Origin of the sequence: Bradyrhizobium sp. CCBAU 53421 (genome assembly GCF_015291625.1) — a bacterium.
Taxonomy (GTDB): Bacteria; Pseudomonadota; Alphaproteobacteria; order Rhizobiales; family Xanthobacteraceae; genus Bradyrhizobium.
Window position 1 is genome coordinate 2604626 of sequence record NZ_CP030047.1, and the last position, 16542, is coordinate 2621167.

Here is a 16542-nt window from a genome sequence, read left to right on the forward strand (position 1 = left end):
GCGCCGCTCGCGGAGCCGGGCAGCAATCATAAAATGTCGGGTTGTGCGGGACGCACCGTGCGATCCGGGAGGGGACATTCTGACATGAATACGGTCGTCGACCGCTCTGCGCCGCCGTCGCAATTGCTGCTCGCGCTCGAGGTGCGCGGGATCTGGGAGCTGCAGGCGTTCTTCGCAAGCTATCCGCTGCTTCGCCGCGCGCCGCGCGGCGACGGACATCCGGTCCTCGTCTTGCCAGGGCTCTCCGCCAGCGATATCTCGACGCGACCGTTGCGCGCCTACCTGAAGGCGCAAGGCTACGCGGTCCACGGCTGGAAGCTCGGACCCAATCGCGGACCTCGTCCCGGCGTCGAGGCCGCCATGGACGCGAGGCTGGCCGAGCTCGCCGAGCGATACGATCGCAAGGTCAGCCTGATCGGCTGGAGCCTCGGCGGTGTGTTTGCGCGCGAGATCGCGCGGCGCGCACCCGATCTGGTCCGCCAGGTGATCACGCTCGGCAGCCCGTTCGCCAACGAGCCGAAGGCGAGCAATGCCTGGCGTCTCTACGAGATCCTGAGCGAGCGCCAGGTCGACGACTGGCCCGACAGGGACATCATGAAGTCACCGCCGCCGGTACCGAGCACGGCGATCTATTCACGCACCGACGGCATCGTCTCGTGGTGGGGGTGTCGCGAGCAGCACGCCGACCGGACGCAGAACATCGAGGTCGAAGGCAGTCATTGCGGGCTCGGACACAATCCGGCGGTGCTCTATGCGATCGCGGATCGCCTCGCGCTCGGGGAGGATGAATGGTCGCCATTCGACCGCAGCGGCCTTCGCGGCATGGTGTACCCGGATCCGGATCGCGCCGATGACAGCGCCGCCCTGTTCCGGCCGCGCTGGCCGGCCGCCTGACGCGCAGTCCACGGGACGGCGGTTCGCCGCCGCAAGCCAAGTACCGCAAGGAGGACGTCAATGGGGACCGATGACAGGCAATCCGACACAGCCGGCACGGGTGCGATGCCGTGGCTCGGGGACCTGAAGAAAATGACCGAGAAGTTCGCGCTGCCCGGGTTCGATATCGCCGCGCTGGTCGAGTGGCAGCGCAAGGATATGGAGGCGTTGGTCGAGGCCAACAGGCAGGCCTACGAAGGTGTCCAGGCGCTGGTCAGCCGGCGCAACGAGATCCTGCAGGAGACGCTCGCGCAGTGGCAGGCGGCGATGAATCGCTTCGCAAGCGGTGAAGCCATGACGAAGCAGACGGAGACTGCGAGGCAGCAGGTCGAGAAGGCGGTCGCGGATTTCCGCGAGCTGTCGCAGCTCGAATCGCAGGCGCGCAACAACGCCTGGAAGGTCATGCAGGACCGCATGCAGGAGAACCTCGCGAACCTTCAGAAGCTGTTGCAGCCGAAATAGTGCTGCGCGTGTGAGGCGTAAACCATCGGGGGAAAGCCATGAGTCTGGCCAAGTTGCAGGACTTGACGGGTCGCGTTGCGCTCGTCACGGGCGGATCGCGAGGTCTCGGTCTTCAGATCGCCGAGGTGCTGGGCGAACTCGGCGCCAAGGTCGCGATCACTGCGCGCAAGCGGGATGAGCTCGATGCCGCGGCTGCTCACCTCAAAGGGCTCGGCATCGAGGCGCTTCCGGTGGTGTGCGACATGGGCAGGCTGGAGACGATCCCGCCGATGATCGAGCAGGTCGTGGCCGCGCTCGGCCCGATCGACATCCTCGTCAACAATGCCGGTACGTCCTGGGGTGCCGCCACGATCGAGCACACGCTCGACGGCTGGAACAAGGTGATCAACCTGAATGTGACCGCGATCTTCGTCGCCAGCCAGGAGGTCGGCCGCCGCTGCATGGTGCCGCGGCGGAGCGGCAAGGTGATCAACATCGCGTCGATCCAGGGGCTCACCGGCTGCTATCCGGAAGGTACCCCGACGCTGGCCTACAACGCGAGCAAGGGCGCGGTCGTCAACCTGACCCGCACGCTTGCCAATGAATGGGCGCCGCTCGGCATCAACGTCAACGCGATCGCGCCGGGCTATTTCCCGACCAAGATGACCGCGCAGCTCGACCAGAGCGCGACCGCGCATATGGCGCCGATGAATCGCGAGGGTGGCCCCGAGGACCTCAAGGGCGTCGCCGCGCTGCTTGCCTCCGATGCCTGTGCATTCATCACCGGCCAGACCATTGCGGTCGATGGCGGCGTGACCGCCGTCTGATCCGAGAGACCAGAGAAGGGAGAGATTTCATGAACGACATGCCCTGGATCCGATCCTATCCCGACGGCGTGCGTTGGGACGTCGAGATCGCTCCCGGACCCGTGCAGAAGATATTGGGCGATGCCGTTGCCAAATGGCCGGATCGTCCCGCGATCGATTTCATGGGCAAGCGGATCACCTATGCCGAGCTCGGGCGGCTGACCGATCGCGTGGCCAAGGGATTGCAGCTCCTCGGCGTCAAGCCGGGGGTTCATGTCGGCCTCTACCTGCCCAACACGCCGCACTACATCATCTCGTTTTTCGGCATCCTCAAGGCAGGCGGAACGGCGGTCAATTATTCGCCGCTGGACGCTGCCAAGGTGCTCGAACACAAGATCGAGGACAGCAAGACCGACATCCTGATCACGCTCGACATGGTTTCGCTCTATCCGCAGATGGCGGCGATGCTCGGCAAGACAAGATTGAAGAAGCTGGTGGTCGGTTCGCTTGGCGAGATCACGGCTGATCCCGACACCGTCGTCAACCAGATGAAGGCGGCCAAGCAGCTGAGCGACGTCGCTTGGGACGATCATCACATCAGCTTCGGCCAGCTGACGCACAATGATGGTGTCTACCAGGCCTATCCGATCGACAATCCGCGCGAGACGATCGCCGTGCTGCAATACACCGGCGGGACGACAGGGCTGCCGAAGGGGGCGATGCTCACCCACGCCAACCTGACCAGCGCGTGTCAGCAGTACCGGGCGACGACGGCCGGCTCGCCGCCGGTGCTGGTCGACGGGCAGGAGCGCTTCCTGGCTGTGTTGCCGCCGTTCCACATCTACGCACTTTCCGTAAATGTGCTGTTCGGCGTCCTGATGGGTGCGGAGATCATCCAGCACGTCCGGTTCGATCCGAAAGCTGCGCTCGAGGAGATCTCGACCAAGTCGGTCAGCGTCTTCTGCGGGGTGCCGACCATGTTCACCGCGCTGATCAACCATCCGGAGACGCCGAAGCACAGCCTGCGCGCGCTGAAATATTGCGGATCCGGCGGCGCGCCGTTGCCGCTCGAGGTGGCACAGCAATTCGCCTCGATCACGGGCTGCAATTTGAGCGAAGGCTGGGGCATGACCGAGACCTCGCCGAGCGGCACCTACACGCCGGCGCAGCATGGTGCCATGCGCAAGGCCGGCTCCTGCGGCATGCCGATGCCCGGAATCGTCATCAAGTTCCTCAACGTCGACGACAGCAGCAGCTATGTCCCGCTCGGTGAGCGCGGCGAGATCTGCATCAAAGGCCCGAATGTGATGAAGGGCTACTGGAACAAGCCGGACGCCACCGCCGAGGTGACGACCGCGGACGGCTACATGCGCACCGGCGACGTCGGCTACATGGATGAGGATGGCTTCATCTTCATCGTGGACCGCACCAAGGACATGCTGCTGTGCAGCGGGTTCAACGTGTATCCCCGTGTGCTCGAAGAGGCGATCTATAAATATCCGGCGGTCGAGGAGGTCGCCGTGATCGGCATCCGCGACGAGTATCGCGGCCAGTCGCCGAAGGCCTTCATCAAGCTGAAGGCGGATGCCAAGCCGTTCAAGCTGGAAGAGCTGCAGGCGTTCCTGAAGGACAAGCTCGGCAAGCACGAGATGGTGCAGGCGCTCGAAATCCGCGCCGAACTGCCGAAGACCGCGGTCGGCAAGCTTTCCAAGAAGGAGCTGTACGACGAGGAGGAGCGGGCGGCCCGGGCGCAGGCCTGAGATCGCCTGCGTGAACCGGATCGGTCGCGGCGGACAGGTGTCGGGCCCGGCCGCAATGCAATGACCGCGACGCGCCAGACATCGGCACACGGTCATCAAGACGGCGGCCGCCGTCACAACGTCATGGGAGGGAAGAATGGATCAACTCAGCAGCATGGATGCATCGTTCCTGCATCTCGAAACGCCGGAGACGCCGATGCATGTCGGCAGCCTGATGATCTTCGATCTCCCCGAGGGCTACCAGGGCGACTACTACGAGGATGTCAAGGAGATGCTCGGCAAGCGTCTCCATCTCTCGGGATTGCTGAACCGCAAACTGGCGCAGATGCCGTTCCAGCTCGCCGAGCCGGTCTGGATCGAGGACGATGATATCGAGCTCGATTATCACGTGCGCACCGTCACCTTGCGGCGGCCAGGCACCATGGCGCAGCTCGAGCAACTGGTTGCGCGATTGCATGCTTCGCTGCTCGACCGCAGTCGTCCGCTGTGGGAGATGTATGTCATCGATGGCCTCGAGAACGGCCAGGTCGCGTTCTACACCAAGGCGCATCACAGCGGCGTCGACGGCAAGGCCGGTGTCGAGCTCGCCAAGGTGCTCTATGATGTCTCGCCCAAGATGCGCGAGGTGCCGCCGCCACGGCGCAAGCGCGCCACCGCGCAATACCAGCTCGGCGTGACCGAGCTGCTGCAGGCGGCGGCCAACAATGCGGCCCAGCAATATCGCAAGCTCGCTGAGCTGCTGCCGACGGCGGCCAAGGCGCTCGGCACCGCCGCGACCGTGATGGCCAGCCAGCGCTCGGAGAAGGGCGAGCGCTCGCTCAGCCTTGGCCTGGCCCCGAAGACGGTGTTCAACGACTCGATCACCAACCAGCGCTCCTACAGCACGATGTCGTTGCCGCTGGCCGACATCAAGGTCCTGGGCAAACGCGTCGGCGGTACCGTCAACACCATCGTCATGGCGATGTGCAGCATCGCGCTGCAACGTTTCCTCGCCGAGCGCGGCCTGCTGCCCAAGGAAGCCCTGATCGCGATGGTGCCGGTCAGCCTGCGTGCCGAAGGCGACAAGGCGATGAACAACCAGGTCTCGGCGGTTCGCGTCGATCTGGCGACCGATATCGACGACCTGCCGACCCGCTTCAAGGCGATCCACGCGTCGTCGGAGGCCGCCAAGGCCGTCGTGCGCGAGCTCAAGCCGGTGCTCGGCGTCGATGTGCCGATCACGGGGTCGCCGTGGCTGATGACCGGCCTTGCCTCGCTGCTTGGCCGCTCCAACCTCGCCAGCCGCATGCCGGCAGCGGGTAACGTGCTGATCTCCAACGTGCCGGGACCGGGGCAGCATCTCTACATGGCCGGCGCACGGATGGTGCATTATTTCCCGGTCTCGATCCCTTATCACGGCAGCGCGCTGAACATCACGGTGCACAGCTATTCGGGCCTGCTCGAGTTCGGCCTGACGGCGTGCCGGCGCGTCCTCACGCAGGACGAGTCCTACGAGATGATCGAGCATCTCCGGGCGGCCTTGCGTGAGATCGAAGCCCTGCCGCCGGTCGAGGCCGAGATCGTCGAGCTGACGCCCCAGGCTGCAGCTCAATCGAAGGCGCCATCCGCGACCGCGCCGGCGGTCACGGTCATCCAGACCGACGAGATGCCGCCGGCTGCCGCCAACGACAAGGCGAGCCGGGCCAGCTAAGCGGTCCGGGCCGTCAGCGCGTCACATCGCCCGAGCCGGGACGCCACTGCGATCGCCCGCTCGGCGTCGGAATCAAAAGAACATTTGGAGGAAACCAGGATGCACCCACCCGCCGCAAAGGGATCTCTGTCGGTACTGGAAAGCCCGGCGCACAAATCCCTGTTCTCGAAGATCGATTGGCGCCTGATCCCGCTGCTGCTGATCGCCTATATGATCGCCTATCTCGATCGCATCAATATCGGCTATGCGCAGCTGCAGATGAAGCAGACGCTGCCGTTCGACGACGCGGTCTACGGTCTTGGCGCGGGCATCTTCTTCGTCGGATACTTCCTGTTCGAGGTGCCGAGCAACCTGCTGCTGGAGCGGATCGGCGCGCGCAAGACCCTGCTGCGCATCATGGTGCTGTGGGGGCTCGCGGCAGCCGCCATGATGTTCGTGTCGACACCGTTCCAGTTCTATCTTGTCCGCTTCCTGCTCGGTGTGTTCGAGGCCGGCTTCTTTCCCGGCGTGATCCTGTACTTCACCTATTGGTATCCGTCGGCGCGGCGCGGGCAGGTGATCGCCACCTTCATGTCGGCGACAACGATCGTTTCCGTGATCGCCGGTCCGCTGTGCGGCTCGATCCTGAAGTATTTCGACGGTGCGGGCGGCCTCCACGGCTGGCAGTGGCTGTTCCTCGTGCAGGGTCTGCCGGCGCTGATTCTCGGCATCCTGGTTTACGCCTTGCTCGAGGACAAGCCCGCGCAGGCCGCGTGGCTCTCGAAGGACGAGAAGGCCCTGCTCGAAGATACTTTCCAGCACGATGAGAAGGACGTCGTGAGCGAGCCCTCGGGAACGTTCGGGCAGATGTTGAAGGATCCCAAGGTGTATGTATTGTCGTTCGTGTATCTGCTGCTGCTCGGTGCGACCTACACGATGGTGTTCTGGATGCCGACCCTGATCCAGAGCTGGGGCGTCAAGGATCTGTTCCTGGTCGGCGTCTATGCCGCGATCCCGAATGCCGCCGGCGTCATCGGCATGATCCTGATAGGCCGTCACTCCGACAAGTGGCACGAGCGCCGCTGGCACTATGCGGCCTGCGTTGCGATCGCCGCCTTCGGCCTGTTCATCACCACGATGCTGCAGGGCAATCTCGTCGGATCAATCCTTGCGCTGTCCTTTGCGGTGATCGGCATTGCGTCGGCGACGCCGCTGTTCTTCGCGCTGACCAGCGAATACCTCTCCACCGGCGCCGCCGCCGGCGGGCTTGCGCTGATCTCCAGTCTCGGAAACCTCGGGCCGGCGATCAGTCCCTCGATCAACGGCCTGATCGTGCGCAGCACCGGCGACAACATCTACAGCATGTACTTCGTGATGGCGCTTTACGTGCTGTCGGGATTGCTGTTGCTGCTGTCGATGCGGCCTGCGCCCAGTGCGCGCCTGGCGATGGCGTGAGGACGATTCGAGCGGCCCGGCCCGCACGGAGCCGGACTGCTCGACGCTCCGCGGGAAAGCTGCCGGTGATCGAGCGAATATTGGGACACATGCGATGAGGATCGTTCTGCTGGGGCCGCCTGGTGCAGGCAAGGGAACGCAGGCAAGGCGCCTGGTCGAGGAGTACGACATACCGCACCTTTCGACCGGCGACATGCTGCGTGCTGCGGTCGATGCGGACACCAGTATTGGGCGGAAAGTCAAGGATACCATGGTGAGGGGTGGGCTCGTTCCCGATCAGCTCGTGATTGCCGCGGTGATCGAACGCATCTCGCAAGCCGATGCCAAGCGTGGCTTTGTGCTCGACGGCTTCCCGCGAACGATTGCCCAGGCGGTCGGGTTCGACGATCTGCTCGATACCGAAGGTCTTGCGATCGACCATGTCGTTGAGCTCAAAGCCGACGAGACGGTGTTGCTGGACCGGATCGAGACGCGGGCCCGCGAAGCGAGAGCGCAAGGTGGCGCGGTGCGCGCCGACGACAATCACGAAACGCTCAAACTGCGGATCGACGCCTATAACGAGCAGACTGCGCCGCTGGTCGACTACTATCGATCGCGGAACATCCTTCGAACCGTGGACGGGCTGCAGCCGGTCGATGCCGTCGCCTTCGACGTCGTCAAGGCGATCGGCCAAGATCGGTCGGTGATGTAATGCCGGCGACGCCAAATCGCGATCCGCGATACCGGCCGTCCGGCTATCTCGACCGGATCGAGGTGCTGGAGCCATTGCGCAAGTCGCTCGGCGAGGTGAAGGAGACAGCCGACCAATTCGAGCAGGCCCAGCTGTTGTTGCGGGCAATCGAACGGTTCTCCCGCACATATGCTGCCGACCGGAGCTGCGCCGGTACACCCGCCGAGCTGGCGCGGCGCGACGAACGTCGCCTGGCGCGGCGGCGGCTTGTGGCACGCGCCGTCCGTGGATTGCGCAAAACCGTTCTGGCAGCGAAGGGAGGCGCCTCATGTCGGTGAGCGGAAATGAAGGTCAATGCGCGCTGGTGACCGGAGCATCGGGCGGCATTGGGCTCGAGCTCGCGCGCGTGCTCGCGGCCAATGGCTTCAGCCTCGTGCTGCTGGCGCGCAGCCGCGACAAGCTGCAGGAACTCGCCCGCGAGCTGAAGGCCAGTCACGGCACCAAGGTGACCATCGTGGCCGCCGACCTGAGCGAGCCGGCGGCGCCGCAGGCGGTGTTCGATTCGCTTGACGACGCCGGCGTGCGGGTCGACCTGCTGGTGAACAATGCCGGCCTGTTGCTCGAAGGACGCGTCAGCTCGATCGGCCTCGAAGACCAGTTGCGGCTGCTGCAGGTCAATGTCGTGGCTATGACGGCATTGACCCGTCTGTTCCTCGCGCCGATGCTCGAGCGCAACAGTGGACGGATCCTGAACGTTGCGTCGGTTGCGGCGTTCATGCCGGTGCCGAACCTTGCGGTCTATGCCGCGTCAAAGGCCTATGTGCTGTCGTTTGGCGAGGCGCTGTCGCAGGAATTGAGCGGCAGCAAGATCACGCTGACGACATTGTGTCCCGGCGTGACGGACACCGGAATGGTCCAGGGCACCAATCTCGGCAACATGCCTAGCATGATGATCATGGATGCGAAGACCGTCGCACAGGAGGGCTACCGCGCCTGCATGGCGGGGAAGCCGGTGCATGTCGCCGGGCTTGCCAACGAGCTGGCGGTCCAATGGATCAAGTATCAGCCGAGCTGGCTGTTGCGGGCCATCGGCGGGGTGTTCGGGAAGGCCGCACCGCCGAACTGACGTCTCGTGCTCGCCGGGCAATGTCCGGTTGCACGAGCTACTCGTGATCATCAACAACGGACGCTACTCATGGGACGTGACGAGCAGACCGTCGAACCACCCTCGCTCGCGCTGCTTGCCGCCGAAGGGCGCGGCTTTCTCGACATCCCGGCGCTGCTTGCCGTGGCGGCGCCGCTTCTGGCGACCGCGCCGCGGGGGCAGCGGCATCCGGTAATGGTTCTGCCCGGGTTGGGCGCGGATGACCGCTCGACCTTGGCCATCCGCTCATTCCTCGAGTTCCTCGGCTATCAGGTTCATGGATGGGGCCGCGGCCGCAATGTGCGCGCGCCGGACGCCGACCTTGCCGCCGTGGTGGCACGAGTCCTCGAACTCGAAAAGCAGGGCGGCTCGAAGGTCAGCCTGGTCGGCTGGAGCCGCGGCGGCATCATTGCGCGCGAGGTCGCGCGGCAAATCCCCGCGGCGGTGCGGATGGTCATCACGCTCGGCAGTCCGTTCGCGGCGCCGGGGGCGAGCAATGTCCGCGCGATCTGGCGGCTTCTGACCGGCCAGAAATACCAGCCGCCGACCGCCGAACGGATCAGCCGCCTCGCGCAACCGATCCCCGTGCCGTCAACATCGATCTATACCCGCACCGATGGTGTGGTGGCGTGGCGCGCCTGCCTGGAGCAGGAGGGCGGCGAGCGCGAGAACGTCGAAGTGAACACGACGCATTTGGGGCTTGGCTTTCACGCGCCGGCGCTGTGGGTGATTGCCGATCGGCTCGCCCAGCCGGCGGGTAGCTGGAAGCCGTTTCGTCCGCCTCCGCAGGTTGCAATCTGGTTTCCGGCAGCGACGCGTCGCGATTGAGATCGCAAGGCGCAGCCTGCCTGAGTCTACCGCGCGCTGCTTCCCGGTGACCGCATTTCCCCGACCATCATCCGCAGCAGCTGCATCGCGGCGGGCGGCAGCGTGCGTCCCTGACGGGAGACCACGTGGGTGCGGCCACGATGCAGCAGCGCGTTCTTCATCGGCAGCGCCACCACCCTGGCGGCATCGGCCTCCGTCATCGCAAGGCGCGATGCCAGCGCATAGCCGAGTCCTGCGGTCACGTAATGGGCGAGCGCATCGAACGAGGCGGTCGTGAACGCGAAATTGAGGCGGACGCCTTCGCTGATCTCGGCGGCCTGGACATGCTGGCGCAGGCCGAAATTCGGATGCATTGCGGCTCCGGGATAGGGTGCGAGGTCGGCGAGCCTGAGCGGCCGGCCGAGCTGGGTCAGCGGATGCCCGCGCGGTACGATGGCCTTGATCGGATGCGGTTGCGAATGATGCGAGCGCAGTCGATCGTCGCGCGGCGGATTGAACAGGACGCCGATATGCGCGCGTTCTTCCACGACCTGCTGGACGATCTCGTCGGTGCTGCCGATGTCGAGGCTGATCGTGATCTTCGGGTGGGTTTGCATGAAGCGGCTCAGGCTGCTCTTGGCCAGCCAGTCGACGTAACCTTCGCCCGTCACGAGATCGATATGACCCGACTCGACCTTGCGGATGCTGTCCATCTGCGCGAGCAGCGCCTGTCGTTCGCCTTGCTGGCGGTGCAGGTAGGCGGCCAGCAGCTGGCCGGCGTCGGTCGGCGCAACGCCGCGCCCGCGCCGTTCGAGCAGGCGCGCGCCATATTCCTTCTCGAGCAGGCCAAGCGCCCGGCTGACCGCCGAGGCATCCATGCCGAGCGCGCCGGCGGCGCCGCGCACCGAGCCGCTATTGAGCACCTCCATGAAATAGTGCAGTCGGCGCGGCTCCAGCTTGGCGTTCATCGGCATGGTCCTGATCGTTGCACACAGAGCAACGAATATTCAATCGCGCGGCTATTTATGCAAGCATGCCGGGTGGGGCCGCGAGAGCGGATCAGCATCAGGCGTTGGATTCGAAGGCGCGCGGGTCGGGTGAAGCGTCACCGATGGACAGCTTGTCCTCGACGATGCAGACAAATTGTCTGTTGCTGCCGGACGTTTCGCTTCCAAGCCATTGAGATTGTTTCTGTGCCGAAGTTGGCGCATTCTTTGCCACCGGGACTTTCGATCTCTGGCGGATCGGAAATCGCCAAGCCGTGCTGAACGAGTAGGTGAAACTCCTGTCAGGCCCCAAGTGCCTTATGTAAGGATGCGCCATGATGACCGGCAGCCGCACTTCCGATTTCTGGCTGGCTTTTTCCGGCCCGGCCTTCGCGCCGACACGACATCTTCTCCACATGGCGCTACAGGCCGTCGGCAAGCTCAAGCTCGCCGAACCGTTTCAGGCGCAATGGGCCGAGGTGCCGTTGTGGCTCAGCGCGCGAGGGCTGACCACCGGCCCGATCCGTCATGCCGGCGGCGTCTACGAGGTCCGCGCGGACTTCATCTCGCACGAGCTGCAGTGGCTCACGAGTTCGGGCGCATCGGGACAATTGCCGCTGGGGCCGACATCCGTTGCCGCGCTCGTGGATGCTCTGCTCGATCAGCTTCGTGGCGCCGGCATTGACGCTTCAATTAATCTCCTGCCACAGGAACTGCCCCGTCCGATCCCCTTCAACGAGGACAAGGAGCAGCGCCCATACGATCGCGACCTGGTCAACGCGTGGTGGCGTATCCTCCTCGGCACGCAACGCGTCCTTCAGACCTTTCAGGGCCGGTTCACGGGCAAGACGCAACCCATCGGCCTGATGTGGGGAACGCTGGATATTCGCGTGGTGTTCTATAACGGCAAGCCCGTCACACCCGCGCAGGATATCGGCTTCATCCGTCGTAATGCCATGAATGCGGAGCTGATCGAGATGGGCTGGTGGTCGGGCGATGCCGCCTATCCAAGGTCCGCGTTCTACTCCTTCACGTACCCGCAGCCGCAAGGCAGCGAGAGCGCCAAAGTCGGTCCGGCCGCCGCCCGATGGGACACGGGCATGGGCGAGTTTCTGCTCGACTACGACGACCTTCGCCAGTCCGGCGACCCGAACGTGACCTGCTGAGCTTCCTCGAATCCACCTATCGCGCCGGCGCAACCGCGGCAGGGTGGGATTCCCGACTGTTGGGCAGCGGCCGTCCGGAGTGAAGCGCCCGCGAACGCAAGCACGTTTCTGCTGCGGTGGCCGTCTTGCGGGCAAACGGTATTCAGCAAGGCATTGATACGCTTGGTGGGCCCGGCAGCACTCGAACCTGCAACCAGACCGCTATGAGCGGCGGGATACGATCGGTTTGGTTGATTTGGCCGCGCTTTCGTTCGAGTTTGATCGCGTTCGCTGCGTTTCGGTGAGCTCGTCTCTGGTGCGGTGATCGGCTGTCGAATTGAAGGAGTTGGACATTTGCCGCGATCGGCATTGCGTCGATTTTGACTTTCGGATTTTCAAACCGCTCGTCCGGGAAGATCGGGCTAGAAGGTCACGGTAACGACGATGGTGTCCGCGTAGGTTCCCGCAGGTGGTGAGGTTTGTGGCAGAACGCGCCCATAGACCGAGACATTCTGGTTCAACGCTGTACCTGTGCCAAGCACGCAGGTATTGGCGCCCGACGTGCAGGTTGTAGCGGATGTCGTACTTGTCCAGGCGCTGGTCCGGGCTGCGTCCGTATAGAGATTGTAATTGATGAAGCTGGAGCTTGCCTGCATGCGCCGCTGGCTGCCGCTTGCGTGTAGTCCGTTGTCGAGACCGATCGAGTACGGGGTCGTATTGGTGCATTTCACTGAAATCGTTCCAACGCCGTCAATATTCGACGTCAACAGTGAAGCGCTACCGAAGTTGAGTGGTGTGGTCGAAACAATGCAATTTCCTGCGATTGTCGCCGTCCAGGGCGAGGAGCCCGCATTTGTCGTCGTCCCCGGGTTCGACGAACAATTCGGGCTGGTCAAAAGATAGGCCGCATAGGCGACGACCGGAGAGGTCGTACTCCAGACGTAGGTCCCGGGTATCGTTGCCTGCTGATTGGCGAGAAAGCGCCCATAGACGGTCAGAGTTTGTTGCGCGGGCCCGCCCAAAAGGGGAAGGCTGAGATTGATGCTGACGCCACCGGAGCCATATGCGGTGGTACCATATCCCCAGGATCCCCAGACCTGCGTGCGCCCGGAATCCGTATAGAGCTCGTGTATTGCCGTATTCGCCCCACTTCCAAGTGATCGAACCGAGCTGCCGCTGTTGGGCGCCCCCTGGTTGAATTGCACACACGCATTGACCGTGCAGCCGAGCGCACAGCCGCTGCATGTGACGCTAAATGTCGAGGTCGTGTCGACGGCGCCACCTGCCAGGATGTCGACAGATCCGTAGTTGCCGGACGCCGAGGTAACGGAGCAGCTTTGGGCGTGGGCTGAAAACGATGCCGCAAATTGCAGGAGCAAGGCAAAGACCAGGGTTCGCTTTGAGCCGATGACCACGATTTCGATCTCGCAATGCGGGTTGGTCAGAACGGATGATCAAGGAAACTGACGCACGAGGGCACTGTTTTACGTGGGAAATGACTGCATCATTGGCACACGACCCCGGGGATCCGGACCTGTTCGCCCGGCCGCGGATTGAACGCAAACGTGGCGCGGCAGCGTGCGTCGGCAAGCTCGATTTCGGCTTCGTTCATTGACGAGAGCCCCCTGATATAGGCCTGTCCGTCGTAGCCTACGACAAACTCTACTCCACCGGTCATGTGGCCGACGGCCCCGGCCGGCAGAACGCGATTGTCAGGCCCGACAAAGGTAACCAGGGCAGCCGTCGTCTCCTTGCGGACGTCAAATCTGACGAGCATTCCGGCGCGATCGGCCGGAGCGACGATGTCATGCGTCGCTGCTGCCTCGTCGTCGACCGGAAGGTTCGTCGGGTCGATCGCAATCTTGTTCTTCTGGTAGGACCGGAGCGTCGGGATCAGCAGCATGCCGCGGGAATCGGTGACACCAGCCCGCCGGTTCTCGCTGAGGACCTCGACATCCGGCACGCCAGTCGCGACCACCGCGAAACTGTCGTCGATCCAGTTCGAAAGGAAAACGCCGCCGCCCATGGTGGTGATCGAACCGCGCAATTCCAGCGATCCCACGCTGCCGGCTCCGGCCTGGCTTGCGCCTGCCTGGATGGTTCCGTAGCTCGACCTGTAGGAAGCCGTGGCCTCCCGGTAACTCGATGCGCCTTCGGAATCGTGCACGCGCCAGCCGTAGCTGCCTGGCTCCGGCCCAAGCGACTTGACGGCATCAACGCTACCGGTGGTGCCGTTCCGTCCGCTCGAAACCCCGGTCGTAACAGAGGCTGCGTCGCCAAAAGGAATGCTCAAACCGGCAAACACGCCGGTGTTCTTTTTGCTACAGAAATCGTGGAAGACGGTGGAAAATATCGACGCATTGTACGGTAACGAACGCGAGTAAGAGGCCGTCACGATATTGGAACGATGGCCTGAGGCATCGCGCAGATCGACAAAGCTTGCACTCAGGTTGGCCCGAGGGTCGAACGGCATCGGGGCGCTGAAAGTGATGCGATCGAGTGCGACCGGCGCACGGGCGCTGCCATAGATGCCCGTCACATAGGCAAACGAGTTCGACAATGAAGCGATACTGCCGGGCAGGTAATTGAATAGACCGTTCAGATTTTGCAGGCCGCCGTTCAACGCCGCGATGTTTTGCAATCTTGCGGTCGCCGAGGCAAGGTCGTCATAGGTGCCGAAGGTGTGTTGCGAACTCGCCGAAATACTCACGCCGAAGAGCCGGGTCTCATAGGACGCGTAGCTCTGCAGACCGCGGTTCGTGCCGCTTCCGCTGCCAGCCAAGGCCACGGCGGCGACACCGATCGTCCCGGTCCTGAAGACACCACCGATGCCACCGTTGATGACGCCGGCTCCGGCTTCGACGTGCGCCTCTGCTGTCAAGCCGTCGTAGATACCTCGTCGCAGGGTTGCAGACCCGACAGGCGAGCCGACATAGACGTCACTGCTTGAGCCGTAGGACAGCCGCGGCAATCCGCCCTCCACGGACCAGCTGCTCAGCCCGGGCGCAAGCAGGCTCGAGGTCGCATAAAACGGCGCCGACGTCTGGATTTCGTGACCTGCCGAGTCCCGCACCACGAGTTGCGTCGTGCCGGCGCCGGAAATCAGCGGTACGTTGTTCACGCTGAAAGGGCCGGACGCGATGTCCTGAGAAAATGTCTTGATGTTGTTGACATAGACATCGACGGTTGACGGCACTGCCGCGCTACCGCCGATCGTCGCGAGCGGCGCGGTGATGAGATCGGGCCGCAGGGCAAAATCGCGTTGAGCCTGAAGGCCGCCGATCCTGATCGGCCGCGACCAGGCCAGTCCGCCGTTGATCGTATCCCCGGCAACGTAGCCGATCATCCGGCCCTGGTCGGAATACTGGAAAGACGAATTCAGCCGTGTCGCCTGCGCAGGCTGCTGCGGACCAGTGCGGACGATCGCCGACTGTTCGGCGGTGCCGTAAGGCGAAAACGCCCGGGCATCGAGCAAAAGCGATGTGTAACCGAGCCCGATCAATCTCGGGGTAGCTGCGTTGCTGGTTGAGCTCAACAGGTCATAATTCAGCACCGCGCCGGGATCGGCCCGCGCCTTTGGCAGGTTCCCGCTGGAGCTGCCTGCGTCAAAGAGCTGCGGCTTGCGTCCGGCTTCGTCGACGGCAATGAATATCCGCTGTGTTCTCTCCTCATATCGATACTTTAGGGTCGGGATATCATCCAGTGCGATGATCTCGCCCGGTCGATGCGGCGGGCCTGGTTGCAGGCCGAGGCTTTCCAGTTCCTCCACCGTTCCGCCGATACGACCGTCATCGAACCGTACGAATGATCCGATCGTTCGGGCGGACATGGAGTTGATCACGACATCGAGCTGCAGATTTGTCTGGTGCTCCGCCGCGCGCGAACGCCCGGCACAGAGGACCATGCCAAGGAGTGCTAAGACGGACACAAGCGTGGAGCCTCTTCTACCGACGAGTCTGCGACTCAATAACCGCATGAGTCTGGCCCTTGTCCGTTTCCGCCGTGACAGAGATGGATCCGCCGGATCCAAAGCCGCGAGGATATTTCAGCGTGGCCCAACTCATGGAGGAATGTCCGAGGACATAGCCGAGGAGGCCGTTGCCAAAGGACAAGGTAGCTCCCGAAGAATCCTTAAGCCGCAAGTTTGCGATGCGTAGCCGTTCGTCGCCGGCATTGCGTGTCACGACGGTCAGTTGGCCGGCTTCGGTGCGGAGCGCCCAGGAAACCTGCGGCCGGCTGATCTCGCGGCCGCGAAAGAACGCGGGGATCGACTGTCGTACCAAAAGATTGACGCTGCGACCTTGGCTGCCGCCTGCTCGCGGCAATTGGTCGACGATGACGCGATAGCTCTCTTCGCCGTTGACCGGCTGTTTCGACACTCGCACAACTCGCACGACGTAGTCTGAATGAGGCGCCATCCTGACGGCCGGAGGCGATGCCACCACGTCGGCTGTCGGTTCAAGCTTCTCCTTGCCGTCGGACTGCGACCAGCGAAGCACGCGGGTCTGGACTTCGACGTCGGCATCTTCGTCATTGCGCAGCGTCAGGGAAGCCGCCGCCGCCGGCGCATTCAGTTCCAGGAGAACCGGTTCAACGCGGAGCGCGGTGGCATGGGCAACCTCCAAGCATGCCAAGCTTGCGGCAAACGCGGCCAACAGCGTCGAGTTTTGATGCATCGCGATGCCCAATCGATTTCAAAATCGTGCGCTAAAAAGGCTTTTCGTCG

General features: G+C 63.6%; 16 protein-coding genes. 11 read left to right on the plus strand and 5 right to left on the minus strand.

Annotation, left to right across the window (positions count from 1 at the left end; translation table 11 throughout):
* Nucleotides 1-84: 84 nt before the first annotated feature.
* The 10 genes from XH92_RS12305 (at nucleotide 85) to XH92_RS12350 (ending at nucleotide 9706) form a co-directional block, all read left to right on the plus strand.
* Nucleotides 85-894 (plus strand): triacylglycerol lipase, encoded by an 810-nt coding sequence (locus tag XH92_RS12305; protein ID WP_194459441.1) that lies wholly within the window; start codon nucleotides 85-87, stop codon nucleotides 892-894.
* Nucleotides 895-954: 60 nt separating this feature from the next.
* Nucleotides 955-1395, plus strand: coding sequence for a phasin family protein (gene phaP / locus XH92_RS12310; RefSeq protein ID WP_246788383.1), 441 nt, complete (start codon nucleotides 955-957; stop codon nucleotides 1393-1395).
* Nucleotides 1396-1433: 38 nt separating this feature from the next.
* A complete protein-coding gene (locus XH92_RS12315; RefSeq protein ID WP_194459442.1) occupies nucleotides 1434-2201 on the plus strand; it encodes an SDR family oxidoreductase in 768 nt (255 codons plus the stop codon).
* Between the two features lie 29 nt (nucleotides 2202-2230).
* The gene (locus XH92_RS12320; protein WP_194459443.1) at nucleotides 2231-3940 is read left to right on the plus strand and encodes a long-chain fatty acid--CoA ligase; all 1710 of its coding nucleotides are present in this window, start codon (nucleotides 2231-2233) and stop codon (nucleotides 3938-3940) included.
* Between the two features lie 136 nt (nucleotides 3941-4076).
* Entirely contained in the window at nucleotides 4077-5630 is a 1554-nt protein-coding gene (locus tag XH92_RS12325) for a wax ester/triacylglycerol synthase family O-acyltransferase (RefSeq protein WP_194459444.1), read from the plus strand.
* A gap of 99 nt (nucleotides 5631-5729) precedes the next feature.
* Nucleotides 5730-7064: an MFS transporter gene (locus XH92_RS12330; protein ID WP_194459445.1), complete on the plus strand. Its 1335-nt coding sequence runs from the start codon at nucleotides 5730-5732 to the stop codon at nucleotides 7062-7064.
* A gap of 94 nt (nucleotides 7065-7158) precedes the next feature.
* Entirely contained in the window at nucleotides 7159-7755 is a 597-nt protein-coding gene (locus XH92_RS12335; protein ID WP_194459446.1) for an adenylate kinase, read from the plus strand.
* On the plus strand, nucleotides 7755-8072 hold the full coding sequence (locus tag XH92_RS12340) for a hypothetical protein (RefSeq protein ID WP_194459447.1): 318 nt from the start codon (nucleotides 7755-7757) through the stop codon (nucleotides 8070-8072). Before XH92_RS12335 ends, XH92_RS12340 begins: the two co-directional genes overlap by 1 nt.
* On the plus strand, nucleotides 8063-8860 hold the full coding sequence (locus XH92_RS12345) for an SDR family oxidoreductase (protein ID WP_194459448.1): 798 nt from the start codon (nucleotides 8063-8065) through the stop codon (nucleotides 8858-8860). Before XH92_RS12340 ends, XH92_RS12345 begins: the two co-directional genes overlap by 10 nt.
* Before the next feature lie 69 nt (nucleotides 8861-8929).
* Nucleotides 8930-9706, plus strand: coding sequence for a triacylglycerol lipase (locus tag XH92_RS12350; RefSeq protein WP_194459449.1), 777 nt, complete (start codon nucleotides 8930-8932; stop codon nucleotides 9704-9706).
* A gap of 26 nt (nucleotides 9707-9732) precedes the next feature.
* Here XH92_RS12350 and XH92_RS12355 read toward each other — a convergent pair whose 3' ends face one another.
* Nucleotides 9733-10653, minus strand: a complete 921-nt coding sequence (locus XH92_RS12355; protein WP_194459450.1) for a LysR family transcriptional regulator — start codon at nucleotides 10651-10653, stop codon at nucleotides 9733-9735.
* Between the two features lie 97 nt (nucleotides 10654-10750).
* Complete coding sequence (locus XH92_RS12360) at nucleotides 10751-10906, minus strand: hypothetical protein (protein ID WP_194459451.1); 156 nt, start codon at nucleotides 10904-10906, stop codon at nucleotides 10751-10753.
* Between the two features lie 100 nt (nucleotides 10907-11006).
* On the opposite strand from XH92_RS12360, the gene XH92_RS12365 reads away from it, so the two are divergent.
* The gene (locus tag XH92_RS12365) at nucleotides 11007-11837 is read left to right on the plus strand and encodes a DUF5996 family protein (protein ID WP_194459452.1); all 831 of its coding nucleotides are present in this window, start codon (nucleotides 11007-11009) and stop codon (nucleotides 11835-11837) included.
* 401 nt (nucleotides 11838-12238) lie between these two features.
* Here XH92_RS12365 and XH92_RS12370 read toward each other — a convergent pair whose 3' ends face one another.
* The 3 genes from XH92_RS12370 to XH92_RS12380 all read right to left on the minus strand — a co-directional run bounded on the left by XH92_RS12370 (nucleotide 12239) and on the right by XH92_RS12380 (nucleotide 16504).
* Nucleotides 12239-13231 carry a spore coat U domain-containing protein gene (locus XH92_RS12370; protein WP_194459453.1) on the minus strand — a complete coding sequence of 331 codons (993 nt, stop codon included), beginning with the start codon at nucleotides 13229-13231 and terminating at the stop codon, nucleotides 12239-12241.
* 89 nt (nucleotides 13232-13320) lie between these two features.
* Nucleotides 13321-15720, minus strand: coding sequence for a fimbria/pilus outer membrane usher protein (locus XH92_RS12375; protein WP_194459454.1), 2400 nt, complete (start codon nucleotides 15718-15720; stop codon nucleotides 13321-13323).
* 40 nt (nucleotides 15721-15760) lie between these two features.
* Nucleotides 15761-16504, minus strand: a complete 744-nt coding sequence (locus XH92_RS12380) for a molecular chaperone (protein WP_194459455.1) — start codon at nucleotides 16502-16504, stop codon at nucleotides 15761-15763.
* Nucleotides 16505-16542: the final 38 nt, after the last annotated feature.